The sequence below is a fragment of the Streptomyces sp. NPDC054863 genome, from assembly GCF_053610825.1.
Map to the genome: position 1 here is coordinate 1 of NZ_JBSGZD010000216.1, position 13,586 is coordinate 13,586.

At 70.8% G+C, this 13,586-nt stretch carries 14 protein-coding genes and 2 pseudogenes; 9 read left to right on the top strand and 7 right to left on the bottom strand.

Annotation, left to right across the window (positions count from 1 at the left end; genetic code table 11):
* The 3 genes from ACWGIG_RS28540 to uvrB all read right to left on the bottom strand — a co-directional run.
* Positions 1 to 884 (bottom strand): TerD family protein (locus ACWGIG_RS28540; RefSeq protein ID WP_453324560.1); only part of this gene is annotated, 884 nt, incomplete at its 3' end.
* 146 nt (positions 885 to 1,030) lie between these two features.
* Positions 1,031 to 1,609, bottom strand: a complete 579-nt coding sequence (locus tag ACWGIG_RS28545; protein ID WP_453324561.1) for a TerD family protein — start codon at positions 1,607 to 1,609, stop codon at positions 1,031 to 1,033.
* A gap of 169 nt (positions 1,610 to 1,778) precedes the next feature.
* Positions 1,779 to 3,908 carry an excinuclease ABC subunit UvrB gene (gene uvrB / locus ACWGIG_RS28550; protein WP_453324562.1) on the bottom strand — a complete coding sequence of 710 codons (2,130 nt, stop codon included), beginning with the start codon at positions 3,906 to 3,908 and terminating at the stop codon, positions 1,779 to 1,781.
* A gap of 293 nt (positions 3,909 to 4,201) precedes the next feature.
* On the opposite strand from uvrB, the gene ACWGIG_RS28555 reads away from it, so the two are divergent.
* From ACWGIG_RS28555 to ACWGIG_RS28570, 4 genes are all read left to right on the top strand, one after another.
* A complete protein-coding gene (locus ACWGIG_RS28555) occupies positions 4,202 to 5,074 on the top strand; it encodes a glycerophosphodiester phosphodiesterase (protein WP_453324571.1) in 873 nt (290 codons plus the stop codon).
* Between the two features lie 34 nt (positions 5,075 to 5,108).
* Entirely contained in the window at positions 5,109 to 5,699 is a 591-nt protein-coding gene (locus ACWGIG_RS28560) for a methylated-DNA--[protein]-cysteine S-methyltransferase (RefSeq protein WP_453324572.1), read from the top strand.
* A gap of 116 nt (positions 5,700 to 5,815) precedes the next feature.
* The gene (locus ACWGIG_RS28565; protein WP_453324563.1) at positions 5,816 to 5,950 is read left to right on the top strand and encodes a hypothetical protein; all 135 of its coding nucleotides are present in this window, start codon (positions 5,816 to 5,818) and stop codon (positions 5,948 to 5,950) included.
* A gap of 218 nt (positions 5,951 to 6,168) precedes the next feature.
* Positions 6,169 to 7,416: an MFS transporter gene (locus ACWGIG_RS28570; RefSeq protein ID WP_453324573.1), complete on the top strand. Its 1,248-nt coding sequence runs from the start codon at positions 6,169 to 6,171 to the stop codon at positions 7,414 to 7,416.
* Positions 7,417 to 7,481: 65 nt separating this feature from the next.
* On the opposite strand, the gene ACWGIG_RS28575 is transcribed toward ACWGIG_RS28570, so the two are convergent.
* Both ACWGIG_RS28575 and ACWGIG_RS28580 read right to left on the bottom strand, forming a co-directional pair.
* Entirely contained in the window at positions 7,482 to 7,853 is a 372-nt protein-coding gene (locus ACWGIG_RS28575; protein WP_453324564.1) for a cupin domain-containing protein, read from the bottom strand.
* Positions 7,840 to 8,331, bottom strand: a complete 492-nt coding sequence (locus ACWGIG_RS28580; protein ID WP_453324565.1) for an SRPBCC family protein — start codon at positions 8,329 to 8,331, stop codon at positions 7,840 to 7,842. Before ACWGIG_RS28580 ends, ACWGIG_RS28575 begins: the two co-directional genes overlap by 14 nt.
* 207 nt (positions 8,332 to 8,538) lie before the next feature.
* Between ACWGIG_RS28580 and ACWGIG_RS28585 the strand changes: the two genes are divergently transcribed.
* Positions 8,539 to 8,838 carry a GlsB/YeaQ/YmgE family stress response membrane protein gene (locus tag ACWGIG_RS28585; protein ID WP_453324566.1) on the top strand — a complete coding sequence of 100 codons (300 nt, stop codon included), beginning with the start codon at positions 8,539 to 8,541 and terminating at the stop codon, positions 8,836 to 8,838.
* 56 nt (positions 8,839 to 8,894) lie between these two features.
* On the opposite strand, the gene ACWGIG_RS28590 is transcribed toward ACWGIG_RS28585, so the two are convergent.
* Positions 8,895 to 9,539, bottom strand: a complete 645-nt coding sequence (locus tag ACWGIG_RS28590; protein ID WP_453324567.1) for a uridine kinase — start codon at positions 9,537 to 9,539, stop codon at positions 8,895 to 8,897.
* A 67-nt stretch (positions 9,540 to 9,606) separates the two neighbouring features.
* On the opposite strand from ACWGIG_RS28590, the pseudogene ACWGIG_RS28595 reads away from it, so the two are divergent.
* Positions 9,607 to 9,951, top strand: a pseudogene (locus tag ACWGIG_RS28595) (SDR family NAD(P)-dependent oxidoreductase); the annotation flags it as partial.
* A 78-nt stretch (positions 9,952 to 10,029) separates the two neighbouring features.
* On the top strand, positions 10,030 to 10,284 hold the full coding sequence (locus ACWGIG_RS28600; protein ID WP_453324568.1) for a MerR family DNA-binding transcriptional regulator: 255 nt from the start codon (positions 10,030 to 10,032) through the stop codon (positions 10,282 to 10,284).
* Between the two features lie 252 nt (positions 10,285 to 10,536).
* On the opposite strand, the pseudogene ACWGIG_RS28605 reads toward ACWGIG_RS28600, so the two are convergent.
* Positions 10,537 to 11,031 (bottom strand): annotated as a pseudogene (locus ACWGIG_RS28605) (DUF7873 family protein); the annotation flags it as partial.
* Positions 11,032 to 11,157: 126 nt separating this feature from the next.
* Here ACWGIG_RS28605 and ACWGIG_RS28610 point away from each other — a divergent pair.
* Together ACWGIG_RS28610 and ACWGIG_RS28615 are read left to right on the top strand one after the other, a co-directional pair.
* Complete coding sequence (locus ACWGIG_RS28610) at positions 11,158 to 11,832, top strand: DUF2293 domain-containing protein (protein WP_453324569.1); 675 nt, start codon at positions 11,158 to 11,160, stop codon at positions 11,830 to 11,832.
* Positions 11,833 to 12,004: 172 nt separating this feature from the next.
* Positions 12,005 to 13,348: an MFS transporter gene (locus ACWGIG_RS28615; RefSeq protein ID WP_453324570.1), complete on the top strand. Its 1,344-nt coding sequence runs from the start codon at positions 12,005 to 12,007 to the stop codon at positions 13,346 to 13,348.
* Positions 13,349 to 13,586 lie beyond the last annotated feature (238 nt).

Consider the following 13,586-nt stretch of genomic DNA (forward strand, 5'->3'; position numbering starts at 1 on the left):
GGAGCGGGCCGCGCCGGCGGCTTGCGGCGGGGGTGGCTGTAGTTGACGGGGCCGCCGGGCGGGGACTGCGGCCCCTGCGGTGCGGCCGGCCGCTCGGGCGGGGCGGCGCCGGACGGCGCTCCGGGGGCGGACTGCGGCCCGGTGGCGGAGGCAGGTTGCGGCCCGGTTCCGGAAGCGGGCTGTGGCCCGGCTCCGGGGGCGGTGGGTTCGGCGGCCGAGGCGTCGTGGCGTGCCGCGTCCGAGGGCGCCGCTCCCTGGCGGGCCGCGGGCGGGGTGCGACGGGCCCGGTCGCCGTCAGGGGTGCGGGGCGGGGGCGCGGCCACCGAGCGGGCGAGACCCCGGCCGACCGCTTCCTGGATGGTGGCGGCCAGCTCGCGGGCCTGCGGGAGTCCCTGGTCGGCCAGCATCTCGGCGAGGCCGCCCGCGTATCCCTGGCCGACGGCCCGTACCTTCCAGGCGTCGCCCCTGCGGTAGAGCTCCAGGGCGACGACGGCGGACTCGGCGTCCAGGCCGGTGAGGGTGTAGGTGGCGACCTCGGCGCCGTCCAGGCCCGTCACGGCGACGAAGGGTGCGGCGACCGCGCCGAAGCGGGCCGGGAATCCCGCGGCGGAGGGCAGGGCGAGCAGCACGTTCACCCGGTGGACGTCCTCGGGCAGCGCGCCCAGGTCGACGGCGAGCCGGTGGTCGGCGGCGGCCTGCCGGGACACCTCAAGGCCGGGCAGCTGGTGGGAGCCGGGGTGGGCCACCCGCTCGGCGCCCCGCACGGTGCCCTGCTCGTCGCCGAGCGTGGCTCCGGCGACGACCGGCTGGCCGGCCGAGATCCGGATCTCCCAACGGGCCTGGGGCAGGGGGTGGTTCTGCCCCCGGACCAGCTCGGCCGTCATCGTCTTTCTCCCCCACCGTCGGTGTGCGCTGCTGCTTGCGGTGCCGTGCATGCGGTGCAGCTCCCGACGGCTGGAAGCCTCCGGGAGCTGCGGTGTTGCCGTGACATCCTGGCTGTCGTCAGGTCCGGCCGTAGTGCTGTGCCTGTCTACAGCTGCGGCAGGATCGACGGCATCAGGTCCTGGAAGGTGCGGCCGTTGGCCGGGTTGCCGAGGGCCGTCATCTGCCAGCCCGCACCGGCGCGGTGCACCTTCGCCATGATCTGGGCGGTGTACTGGCCGCCGCCGTCGAGGGTGTAACGGGCCAGCTCCTGGCCGTTGGTCTCGTCGACGATGCGGCAGAACGCGTTCTGCACTTCCTGGAACGTCTGGCCGGTGAAGGAGTTCACCGTGAAGACGATCTGGTCGATGTGCACCGGGACGCGCTGGAGGTCGACGAGGATCGACTCGTCGTCGCCGCCCGAGCCCGCGCCACCGACCAGGTTGTCACCGGTGTGCTTGACGGAGCCGTCGTCGCTGACCAGGTGCCGGAAGAAGACGACGTCCACCGGCTGCTTGTCGGCGAACAGCACCGCCGACGCGTCGAGGTCGACCTCGCGGGTGCGCGAGCCGAACAGACCACGGCGCGGCGCCGCCTGCCAGCCGAGCCCCATCCGCACCGCGGTCAGGGTTCCCCCGTCGCTCTTCTGCAGGCTGATCGCCTGGCCCTTGGTCATGTTGACCGTCACGCGCTACCCCTCTCCACAAACTCACACGACCGCCCGTGTGTGCGGTTGTGCAGCACCCTACGCAGTCCGCCCGACGCGGTCGCAACTCCGGTGCGTTTTGTGTCGGTCCTGCAACACTCCGCGACACGGCCGTCCCGCGGCGCACCGGAGCCCCCGTCCCGCTCCTCCGTCAGGCCTGTCCCGCCTCCCTCATCATCCGCAGCTCCTTCTTGAGTTCGCCGACCTCGTCGCGCAGCCGGGCCGCCACCTCGAACTGGAGCTCCGCCGCAGCGGCCCGCATCCGGTCGGTCATCTCCTCGATCTGCTGGGCCAGTTCGGCCGCCGGGCGGTCGGTGAGGACCTCGGCGCCCTTCTTGCCCTTCGCCACCTTCGCGGCCTTGCCGCCGAGTGCCGGGACCGGCGCCTTGGCGTCCTTGCCCGCCTTCGGCTTCCGGTAGTCGCTGCCGAGCAGTTCCTCGGTGTCGACCTCCTCGCGGGCGATCGTCGCGACGATGTCGTTGATCTTCTTGCGGAGCGGCTGCGGGTCGATGCCGCGCTCCTTGTTGTACGCGACCTGCTTCTCGCGGCGGCGGTTGGTCTCGTCGATGGCCTTCGCCATCGCCGGGGTGATCCGGTCCGCGTACATGTGGACCTGGCCGGAGACGTTGCGCGCCGCGCGGCCGATGGTCTGGATCAGGGAGGTCCCGGAGCGCAGGAAGCCCTCCTTGTCGGCGTCGAGGATGGCCACCAGGGACACCTCGGGCAGGTCGAGGCCCTCGCGGAGCAGGTTGATGCCGACCAGGACGTCGTACTCACCGGCGCGCAGTTCGCGCAGCAGCTCGATGCGGCGCAGGGTGTCGACGTCGCTGTGCAGATAGCGGACCTGGATGCCCAGTTCGAGGAAGTAGTCGGTGAGGTCCTCGGCCATCTTCTTGGTGAGCGTGGTGACCAGGACGCGCTCGTCCTTCTCGGTGCGCTTCCTGATCTCGTGCACCAGGTCGTCGATCTGGCCCTCGGTCGACTTGACGACGACCTCCGGGTCGACGAGGCCCGTGGGGCGGATGATCTGCTCCACGAAGCCGTCGCCGCGCGAGAGTTCGTACGTGCCCGGGGTGGCGGACAGGTAGACGGTCTGGCCGATCCGCTTCTGGAACTCCTCCCACTTCAGCGGCCGGTTGTCCATCGCGGACGGCAGCCGGAAGCCGTGGTCGACAAGCGTCCGCTTGCGGGAGGCGTCGCCCTCGTACATCGCGCCGATCTGCGGGACGGTGACGTGCGACTCGTCGAGGACCAGCAGGAAGTCCTCGGGGAAGTAGTCGATGAGGGTGTGCGGGGCGGTGCCGGGCTCACGGCCGTCGAAGTGCATCGAGTAGTTCTCGATGCCGGAGCAGCTGCCGATCTCTCGGAGCATCTCCAGGTCGTACGACGTACGCATGCGGAGCCGCTGGGCCTCCAGCATCTTGCCCTGCTTGTCCAGCTCGGCGAGGCGGTCCGCCAGCTCCTTCTCGATGCCGTTGATCGCCTTTTCCATCCGCTCCGGTCCCGCCACGTAGTGGCTGGCCGGGAAGACGTACAGGCTCTGGTCCTCGCTGATGACCTCGCCGGTGAGCGGGTGCAGCGTGGACAGGGCCTCGATCTCGTCGCCGAACATCTCGATGCGGACGGCCAGTTCCTCGTACACCGGGAAGATCTCGATGGTGTCGCCGCGGACCCGGAAGGAGCCGCGGGCGAACGCCACGTCGTTGCGGTTGTACTGGATGTCGACGAAGCGGCGCAGCAGGGCCTCGCGGTCGATCTCGTCGCCGACCTTGAGGGAGACCATGCGGTCCACGTACTCCTGCGGCGTGCCCAGGCCGTAGATGCAGGAGACGGAGGCGACCACGATGACGTCGCGCCGGGTGAGCAGCGAATTCGTCGCGGAGTGGCGCAGCCGCTCGACCTCCTCGTTGATCGAGGAGTCCTTCTCGATGTAGGTGTCCGACTGCGGGACGTACGCCTCGGGCTGGTAGTAGTCGTAGTACGAGACGAAGTACTCGACCGCGTTGTTCGGCAGGAGCTCGCGGAACTCGTTCGCCAGCTGGGCGGCGAGGGTCTTGTTGGGCGCCATGACGAGCGTGGGGCGCTGGAGCTTCTCGATCATCCAGGCGGTCGTCGCCGACTTGCCGGTGCCGGTCGCACCCAGCAGGACGACATCCTTCTCACCTGCGCGAATGCGCTTCTCCAGCTCGGCGATGGCCGCCGGCTGGTCACCGCTGGGCTGGTAGGGACTGACGACCTCGAAAGGCGCCACCGTACGTTCGATCTTGGAAACGGGCCGCATGCAACCACCGTACGACCCACCACTGACACTCACGCGGTGATCGCGGGTCCGGGGCAGGCCGGGCAGGGTTCGACGGGCCCGGGGCGAGGTCGGCGGGTGCGTCCGTTCCCCGGGCCTGCGGGTGCGTCCGTTCCCCCAGTCCGCCGAAGTTGCGTCTCCGTACCGGATCTGTCACGACGCGTAATGCCCGGGTACGTCACATCGTTCACCGCATGGCCATTCCTCACCTGTTCCGCGTTGGCGCGCAGGTGTCACGCTCGATCGCCCGGGCCGTCTCGCGCAAGGAGAACTCCATGCTCACGCTCGCTGTCGCCGCCACCCTCACCGCACTCGCGGGCGGTACCGCCGGTGTCGTCCAGCCCGCTGCGGGCCCCGTCGGAACGACCTCCCCCAGCCCTGCCGTCATCGCCCACCGGGGAGCCTCCGGGTACGCGCCGGAGAACACCCTGCACGCCGTCGACCGTGCCGACCGCCTCGGCGTCGCCTGGGTCGAGAACGACGTCCAGCGCACCAAGGACGGCGAGCTGGTGATCGTCCACGACGACTCCCTGGCCCGCACCACCAATGTGGAGCAGGTCTTCCCGGGCCGAGCCCCGTGGAAGATCAAGGACTTCACGGCCGCCGAGGTCCGCAGGCTCGACGCGGGCAGCTGGTTCGGCGCGGCCTACGCCGGTACGCGCGTGCCGACGCTGAAGCAGTACCTGAACCGGGTCGAGAAGAACCGGCAGAAGCTGCTGATGGAGGTCAAGAACCCGGCCCTCTACCCCGGCATCGAGAAGGACATCCTCAAGGTGCTGCGCAAGGAGGGCTGGCTGGACCGCGCCCACGTACGGTCCCGGCTGGTGCTGCAGAGCTTCGACGCGGCGAGCGTGCAGGCCGTCCACCGGCAGCGGCCCGACCTGACCACCGGATTCCTCGGCACGCCGGCCGTGGCCGACCTGCCGAAGTTCGCGGCGTACACCGACCAGATCAACCCGCAGCACGGGACGATCACCAGGGAGTACGTGGCGGCCGTGCACCGTCTGAAGGGCGCGCACGGGAAGCGGCTGAGGGTGAACACCTGGACCGTCGACGACGTGGTGAACGCGAAGAAGGCCAAGGACTTCGGCGTGGACGGGATCATCAGCAACAAGCCGGACGTCGTACGGGACGCAGTGCGCCGCTGAACAGCCTCTTTCCGCAGGTCGGGGCGCGTTGTCAGTGCCCGGTCGTACGGTGGTGGACGTGAACAGCACCGAGCCACGTGCGAGTTGTGTCGAGTGGGCCGTCGTCGACAGCGACATCGGCCCGCTCCTGCTGGCCGCGACCGACGCGGGACTGGTGAGCGTGGTCTTCCACGCGGACGAGAAGGTCCGGGGTAAGGCCCTGGAGATGCTGGCGGCGCGGCTCGGGGCCGAGCCGGTCGCGGCGGCGGATCCGATACCCGCGTCGAGCCGGCTGGCCGAGCCGGTCCGCCAGTTCGCGGCCTACTTCGCGGGCACGCTGCGGGAGTTCGACCTCCCGCTGGACTGGTCGCTGACGTCGGGCTTCAACCGGCAGGTGCTGCGCGCACTGAACGACGGCGTGCGGTACGGCGCGGTCGTCGGGTACGGCGACCTGGCCGCCAGGGTCGGGCAGCCGGGCGCGGCGCAGGCGGTGGGGGCGGCGATGGGGTCGAATCCGCTGCCGGTGGTGGTGCCGTGCCACCGCGTGGTGGAGAGCGGCGGCGGCCTCGGCGGGTTCGGCGGCGGTCTGGAGACCAAGCGGGTGCTGCTGGCGCTGGAGGGGGTGCTGCCGCAGCCACTGTTCTGATTCTGACCACGGACACCGAGCACCGTCCGGGCGGCGGGGCAGAGCGGGGCGGCGAGGCGGGCAGCGGGGTCGGAATTCCCGGTGTTCTGGAGGGTACGGGCTGGCACACTGCGGCGGTGACGAGAATCTTTGACAAGTACACGCCCCGTATCGGGGGCACGGCGGTCGGGTTCCCCGTGTTGTTCTTCCCCAGTCGCAGGGCGTTCGGCGTCCGCACGGGCTTCGACGGCGGAGAGGCGTGTACGAAGTGAGCACCACCGACAGGAACAGCAAGGCAGACAGGGACAGCAAGGCCGAGGACACGGACCCGCAGCCCTGCGCAGAGGCGCTGCCAGGGCCCGGTGAGCCCGGACCCGGTACCGGCGGGCTCGCCGCCGACACCGTCCCGGTGCTGCCGCCCGCGCCTGCTTCCGTATCCACCCCCGCGTCGGCATCCGTAGCCGCACCCGTAGTCGCACCCGCGCCCCCGGTGGCCGCCGAAGACCTGCCCGCGCTGCGGCGGCGTACCACCGCCGTGCTCATCACCAGCCAGATACTGGGCGGCCTCGGCGTCCCCATCGGCATCGCGCTGGCCCCCGTCCTGGCCACCGAGATCAGCGGCACGGAGGCGGTCTCCGGGCTGGCCCCCACCGCCTCGGTGGTCGGCACGGCGCTGCTGTCCGTACCGCTCGCCTCGCTGATGACCTCGCGCGGGCGGCGTCCCGGTCTGGTCCTCGCGTATCTGATCGGCGCGCTGGGTGCCGTCCTCGTGGTGGTCGCGGCGCTGACGAAGAGCTTCCCGCTGCTGCTCGTCGGCATGGCCGGATTCGGCGCCGCTTCGTCCGCCAACCTCCAGGCCCGGTTCGCCGCGGCCGACCTGGCGGCCCCGGACCGGCGGGCGAGGGCGATCTCCACGGTCGTCTGGGCGACGACCATCGGCGCGGTCCTGGGTCCGAACATCGCGGCCCCGGCGGGCCGGGTCTTCTCCGGCACCTCCATACCCGTGACGGCCGCCCCGTTCCTGTGGGCCGCCGTCATCTTCCTGGTCACGGGCGTGGTCGTCGCCGTCCTGCTGCGCCCGGACCCCCTCCTGACCGCGCGGGCGCTGGCCCCGCAGGAAGAACAGTCCGCAGCGAGCCGTTCGCTGCGCGCGGGCATCGCCGCCGTGAAGGCGTCCCCGCGGGCCCGGCTCGCCCTCGTCACGGTGGCCGTCACACACACCGCGATGGTGTCGATCATGACGATGACCCCCGTCCACCTCGGCCACCACGGCGCCGGCCTTGAGCTGGTCGGTCTGGTGATCAGCGGCCACATCGCCGGGATGTACGCGTTCTCACCGGTGATGGGCTGGCTCTCCGACCGGCTGGGCCGGCTTTCGGTGATCGGTCTGGCGGCGGGCCTGCTGTCGCTCGCCGCGCTGCTGGCGGGCACGTCCGGCGGCAGCCACGGGCAGACCGCCGCCGGTCTCTTCGTACTGGGTCTGGGCTGGTCGGCCGGTCTGGTCTCGGGTTCCGCACTGCTCACGGACTCCGTGCCGCAGCCCGCCCGCGCCGCCGTGCAGGGCCTGTCCGACCTGACGATGAACTCGGCGGCGGGCATCGGCGGTGCGGCGGCCGGCCTGATCGTCGCGCAGGCCGGTTACGGCTGGCTCAACGCGGCCGGCGCCCTTCTGCTGCTGCCGATGGCGGCGCTGGCGCTGTTCACGGCCCGTACGAAGGCGGGGGCCCGCACCGACTGACCGGCGGACCTCTCATAGGCCGAGGAGCCGCTCAGAGACTGATGAGGCCATCGGCTGAGGAGGCCTCAGAGGCTGATGTGGTACGCCTTGCGCAGCGTCTCGTGCACCGTCCAGGTCGTACGGTCGCCCTCGCGCAGCACGCACGCGTCACCGGGACCGATCTCCAGGGTCGCGCCGCCCTCCACCGCGACGGTGGCGCGACCGCTGACCACGACGAACAGCTCGTTGGCCTCGGTGTCGGTCACCACACCCGGTGTGATCTGCCAGATTCCGCGCAGCTGCTTGCCGTCCGGGGACTCCCACAGCACCTTGCCCGTGACCACCGGATCGCCGGAGACGATCTGCTCGGGGTCGAGCGGCTCGACCTCCAGCTCGGCTTCCGGAATGTGCACGGCGAAGGAGGCAGGAGCTGCCGGAACTTGATCAATAGTCGTCATGGCCGGTCACCTTAGCGCCGCCACCTCGCGCCTCTTCAGCCAGGCCCGAAGCCAGCCGGTCGAAGAAGGCGGACCAGCCCGACTCCGCCGCGGCGTACTGCTCGGCGGTGCGGTTCCCGCCGATCTGCTGGAACCACATCCCGGTCCGTCCGTCACCCAGTTCCGTGAAGGTGACGCTCACCAGCTCCCCCTCCGCGCCGTCGTCGGAGCTCGCGTCGGCGAGGGTGAACATCAGCCGTTCCGGGGGCACGACCTCCTGGTACTCGCCCCAGAACGGCACCTCACCGCCGTCCGGCTCGAACATCGTCGCGTGCCAGGCCCCGCCGGCCCTGACGTCCAGGAGCACCCCGTCCACCGGCACGTCGAGGGCGGCCCCGAACCACGCGGCGAAGCGTTCCGGCTCGGTCCACGCCCGGTACACGTACTCCCGCGGCGCATCGAAGACGCGGTGCAGATCGATACCCGGCGCACTGGCCATGGCGGTGTCCCTTCAGGCCCGGCGGCGGACGCACGTAGCCCCACGCCGCATACACCCCAGATGTTCGCCGAGGCGGCGGGAACCGGCAATCCAGGCAGGGCGTACCGGTGCGTACGACGGGCACAAGCAGGAGCACCGGCCAGGGCACCAGCGCAGCACCGGCTGGGGCACCAGCGAAGGCATGAGCCTCTACAGGGAGCTACGGCCATGGAGATTTCGGGCGTCATCAGCGCGATCGTGATCGGCATCATCATCGGTGTGCTCGGCCGGCTCGTGGTCCCGGGCCGCCAGCGGATCGGCATCCTGTGGACCATCGCCGTAGGCATCCTCGCGGCACTGGCGGGCGCGGCGATCGCCGAGGCGTTCGGCGTGAACGACACCAAGGGCGTCGACTGGATCGAGTGGCTGATCCAGATCGGTCTGGCCGCGATCGGTGTAGCCGCCCTGGACCGCTTCAAGTCCGGCAACCGCAATCGCAGCCGGAGCGGGAGCCGCAGCCACCGGTAGGGCTGAACGGGGTACGCACGCTCAGGCCCCAGCCCCGTTCCCGGCCCCGGCCCCGCTCAGCCGGACGGCAGCCCCGTCCACGCCGGATGCCGCGCGTCGTCCGCCCGTACCACCACATCGGCGGCCTCCGACGGCCCGACCTCGTCCTCGTACCGTACGAAAGCGGGCAGCGTCCACTGCTCGTTCTCGTCGGTACGGCGGGCGAGTGCGCCCGTCGAAAGCCGCACGTGCACCGCCAGGTCGAACGGGAACCACCGGCCGAGCAGCAGCGGGCCATGCAACAACAGGGCGCCTCCGGGCGGGAGTTGGACGTACGGACTGCGAGTCGCGCGGTCGGTGGCCGGGTCCCAGAGGTCGGGCAGCACTCGGCCGCTGCCACCTGCTTCGAGCGGTCCGAAAACCTCCCGCCAGAGGGCGCCGGTGTCGAACCAGCCGTCGGAGTACGTGTCCGGGTCCTGTTTGCCGTACTCGAAGCGGAGTGAGGCGGGCCGCAGAAATCCCCCGGTGTCGACGACGTGGACAGTACGCCCGCGCAGCCGCAGCCCCGCGGCGATCCGCCCGGCGAGCTCGCCGGTACGCGCCGCCGGCGCTCCGTCCACGGCGACCTTGAGCCAGGGACTGCCGTCGGAGGGCGTCCGGGCGTCGAGATGGTCGGTGAGGGCCTCGGCGAGGCGTTCCCAGGTGACCGGTCGGAACTCCATACGACCATGGTCGCCGATGAGCCGAGCACCCGGCCATGGTCGCCGATGAGCCGAGCGCCCGGCCCCCGTCAACAACGCCGGGATCGTCGGCGACGGCGTCCTCGGCACGCTCACCCGCACCGGCATCGAGGTGCAGTTCGCCACGAACCTGATCGCCCCTGTGCTCCTGACACAGGCCGCGCTGCCCGCGTTCGGCGACCGCGGCGGTGTGGTCGTGAACGTCAGCACCTCCGTCGGGCAGCGCGCCTGGCCCGGCGACTCCGTGTACGCCTCGACGAAGGCGGCGCTCGAACTCCTCACCCGCAGCTGGGCGGTGGAAGTCGCCTGGGCGATCACCCCACTCGCGTCGCCCGCCGCGTCGTTCGTGACGGGCACCGTACTGGCGGTGGACGGGGGCGCGGTGGTCGCCTGAGCACGCGAAGGCCGACTGTCCGAGCCGCGTGATACGAATTCCCCGAAGTCACGAGGAGCGACGGACACGCGCATCGGGGTGCTCGCGCGGGCGACGGGCACGACGGCCCGCGCGCTGCGGCACCACGAGCAGGCGGGCCTGCTCACGTCGCACCGTCCGGACAACGGCTACCGGATCTACGACCCGGACCGGTCGCCCGTACGCGTCCGGACATGCCGGAGCGGACTCGGGGGTTTTGGCCAGCCCCCGAGCCCTGTGAATGCCGTCGTCATGCACACACCGGCACACTTGAGGACAAGGGTCATTCGTTACATCACCGCGTTCTGCCATTGAACTACCGCGCATCGGAGAAGAAATGGCTGCGCGGGCAGGACTCGAACCTGCATACGGCGAAAGGGGCCCCTGCCCGGTCGATCCGGTGATCGACGGCGAATACTGAATCTGGAGCAATAGTCTGAGATTGATCGCCGCCCACGCCAGTTCGTCAGGACTGGCGGGACCGCATCCGTCACGACAAGCTTCACCTTCAGCTTGCGCTCCTGGCGCACCCCCACCGCGCGATGGCGGCGAGGGAGTTGTGGGCGGTTACCCGAAGAGGTAACCGAATACGACGTCACCCGCATGCCGATCGGTGACTTCCGCGCCATTCGCTTCCTCGCGGGCGAACTTCACGGCCTGCTGGAGCTTCTCCACCCGCCCCAGCAGTTCGTTCACCCGTCGCGCGGGAAGTGCCCCGGAGAACTTCACGGTCGTCCAGTAGCCGACCGGAATGTCCTCGTAGTACACCTCGACCTGTGCCGGGTGCTTCTCCGTCGCCTCCGCCTTCACATGGTTGCGCGGCACCTTCTTCGTACGGACCGTGCGCACCGGCGGGTCGGTCTTCCAGGCGTCCGTCGACGGATCCTGCGCCCACGACTCGGCGGCGTCCAGCACCGGCAGCTTGCGCACGAAGGTGTGGACGTCCGTCAACTGCTTCTCAAGGAAAAGGAGGTAGGAGACGGGAACGGAATTCAGCAGAACCCGCCCGTCGACCGCGACATCGGCCCGCGCCTCGCAATTCGCCCAGTCCTTGGTGGATGAGCCTTGGACTTGACGCCTTTCTCGACTGCGATGATCTGATTGAGTTTCGCCACGCCGGAAAACTAACAGCCCGAACTCCCCGCGCTCCAACGATTATTCGGCTTCCGTCGGCGGTATCCCCTCCCCATGAACCTCGTGGCTCCCCTCGTGGTCGTCGAACCCCTGCGCCGGGTCCGCTGCGCGGAGTGCGGACAGGGCCCGCTCCCCCTCCTGATCCTCGAATACAACGCCCCGCGCTGTCTGGACTGCGCCGACCTCGGCCACCTCGTCCTCCTCCCGCGCGGCGACGCGGCCCTCACCCGCCGCGCCCGTGAAGGGAGTTCGCTGTGGGCGGTCGTGATCCGCCACGACAAGCGCCGCAGGCGGTACGAGCGCCAGGGCCTGCTCGTCGAGGAGGCGGCCCTCGCGCGCGCCGAGTCCGCCTGCCTCGCGGACGCCGATGCCCGCGCCCGCCGGCGGGCGCGCGACGCGGACCGGCGGGCCGTCGAGGACACCCGTTTCACGGCCGCGTTCACCGAGGCCGTCCGTACCCTCTTCCCCGGCTGCCCGCCCGAACGGGCCCGTGCGATCGCCGCGCACGCCTCGGTCAGGGGCAGCGGCCGGGTGGGCCGCAGCGCGGCGGGCCGCGCGCTGGACGAGGGCGCGGTCACGGCGGCGGTGCGTGCGTCCGTACGGCACGACGACACCCCGTACGACGCCCTGCTGATGGCGGGCGCGGCGAGGCGGGAGGCGCGTACGCGGGTGGCGGAGGCGATCGAGGCGGTCCTGGAGGTGTGGCACACCACTCCTGAGGTGCCGTGACAAACGGTCGTACCGGGGCAGGATGGCTCTTCTCCGACACAGGTCGCGTACGGGAACCCTTCGCTCTCATACGGGAGCCCGTACCCGAACCCGTGCCGGAAGCCCCCCCACACAGGAGCCGTACGGAAACCGTCACGAGCCCCGGCCCCGACACAAGGCGAGGTACCAGCCGATGTCCACCCCTGCCGCACGTCCCCGCGACGGGGCGGCGCTCGCCCCTTCGCTCGACGCCGCGCCCCTGCGCCCCTTCCATCTGCGGGTGACGGCGACGACGTTCGGCGCGAACTTCTCCGACGGTTACGCGCTGGGCATGATCGGCGCGGTCCTGGCGACCCTCACCGACGCCCGGCACCTCTCCGGCGTCTGGCAGGGGCTCCTCGGCGCCTCGGCCCTGATCGGCCTCTTCTTCGGCAGCATCGTGCTGGGCCGGGTCGGCGACATCATCGGCCGCCAGAAGCTCTACATCTACAACTTCGTCCTCATCACCGTCGCCTCCGCCCTCCAGCTCTGGGCGAAGGACCCCGCGGTCCTCTTCACCCTCCGCGTCCTGATCGGCTTCGGCCTGGGCGCGGACTACGCGGTGGGCCCCACGATGCTGTCGGAGTTCGCACCGAAGCGGCTGCGCGGACTGCTGCTCGGCTCCCTCACGGTGATGTGGACGGTCGGGTACGTGCTCGCGGGCATCCTGGGATCCTGGCTCGGCAAGACGGAGGAAACGGCCTACGTCCTGCTCGCCACGGGCGCGCTGCCCGCCCTCCTCGTCCTCCTGCTCCGCATCGGCACCCCGGAATCCCCGAGCTGGCTGGTCAGCCAGGGCAGGGTGGAGGAGGCCAGGGACATCGCGCGCAGGTACCTGAAGTCCGAGCTGGGCGACATCGACGCAACGGCCGCCGCCCCGTCCTCCACCTCGCGGGCCGCGTACCGCGAGCTGTTCGCGCCGGGACAGTCCCGCCGCACCTGGTTCGGCCTGGTCTTCTACAGCGCGCAGGTGCTCCCCTACTTCGCCATCTACACGTTCATGCCGACGATCCTCCTCGCCCTGAACGTCGACGACGCCGACCTGCAGAACCTCCTCCTCAACCTCTTCCTCCTCGCCGGCGGAGTGACCGGCCTGTGGTTCCTGCAACGCACCGGCCGCCGCCCCCTGGTCATCGCCACCTTCGCCGTCATGACGGCCGCCCTCGCCCTGATGGGCGCGCTCACCCATGCCTCGACGACGGCCCTGATGATCCCGTTCCTCGTCTACACCTTCGTCATGGCCGGCGCATCGAACCTCACCCAGGTCTATCCGGCCGAGCTCTACCCCACCCACCTGCGCGCCACCGGCGTCGGCTTCCTCAACGGCACGAGCCGCATCGCCTCGGCGGTCGGCACGTTCGTCCTGCCGGTGAGCCTGGAGTCGATCGGCCTGAGCTGGTCGATGTACTGGCTGGCGGGGGTACTGCTGCTCGGCACGGTGGCGTCGGTGGCGTGGGCACCGGAGACGAAGGAGGAGGTGACGACTTCGGGGGGCTGAGGTGCGGGGATGCGGGCCGGGGCTGGACCCGGGCTGGGGTACGGAGACCGGTTCCCCGCCCTCCGGCCGCTGTCGTACGGTGCCATGTCATACCGTGTCGTGGCCGGGGGACGGCGAAACGATCTGACGCCAGGGGGTTGTGGGCCCGAGTGATACGCGCTATCCGGACCATGATCGCGAACCGCGAACCGCGAACCGCGAACCGCGAACCGCGAACCGCGAACCGCGAACCGCGAAC

What these genes read in the sequence shown, in the direction of transcription:
- ACWGIG_RS28585 (WP_453324566.1), top strand. Translation starts at nt 8,539, where the DNA reads ATGGAGATTTCGGGCGTCATCAGCGCGATCGTGATCGGCATCATCATC.
- ACWGIG_RS28610 (WP_453324569.1), top strand. Translation starts at nt 11,158, where the DNA reads ATGAACCTCGTGGCTCCCCTCGTGGTCGTCGAACCCCTGCGCCGGGTC.
- ACWGIG_RS28615 (WP_453324570.1), top strand. Translation starts at nt 12,005, where the DNA reads ATGTCCACCCCTGCCGCACGTCCCCGCGACGGGGCGGCGCTCGCCCCT.
- ACWGIG_RS28580 (WP_453324565.1), bottom strand. Translation starts at nt 8,331, where the DNA reads ATGGCCAGTGCGCCGGGTATCGATCTGCACCGCGTCTTCGATGCGCCG.
- uvrB (WP_453324562.1), bottom strand. Translation starts at nt 3,908, where the DNA reads ATGCGGCCCGTTTCCAAGATCGAACGTACGGTGGCGCCTTTCGAGGTC.
- ACWGIG_RS28590 (WP_453324567.1), bottom strand. Translation starts at nt 9,539, where the DNA reads ATGGAGTTCCGACCGGTCACCTGGGAACGCCTCGCCGAGGCCCTCACC.
- ACWGIG_RS28575 (WP_453324564.1), bottom strand. Translation starts at nt 7,853, where the DNA reads ATGACGACTATTGATCAAGTTCCGGCAGCTCCTGCCTCCTTCGCCGTG.
- ACWGIG_RS28555 (WP_453324571.1), top strand. Translation starts at nt 4,202, where the DNA reads ATGCTCACGCTCGCTGTCGCCGCCACCCTCACCGCACTCGCGGGCGGT.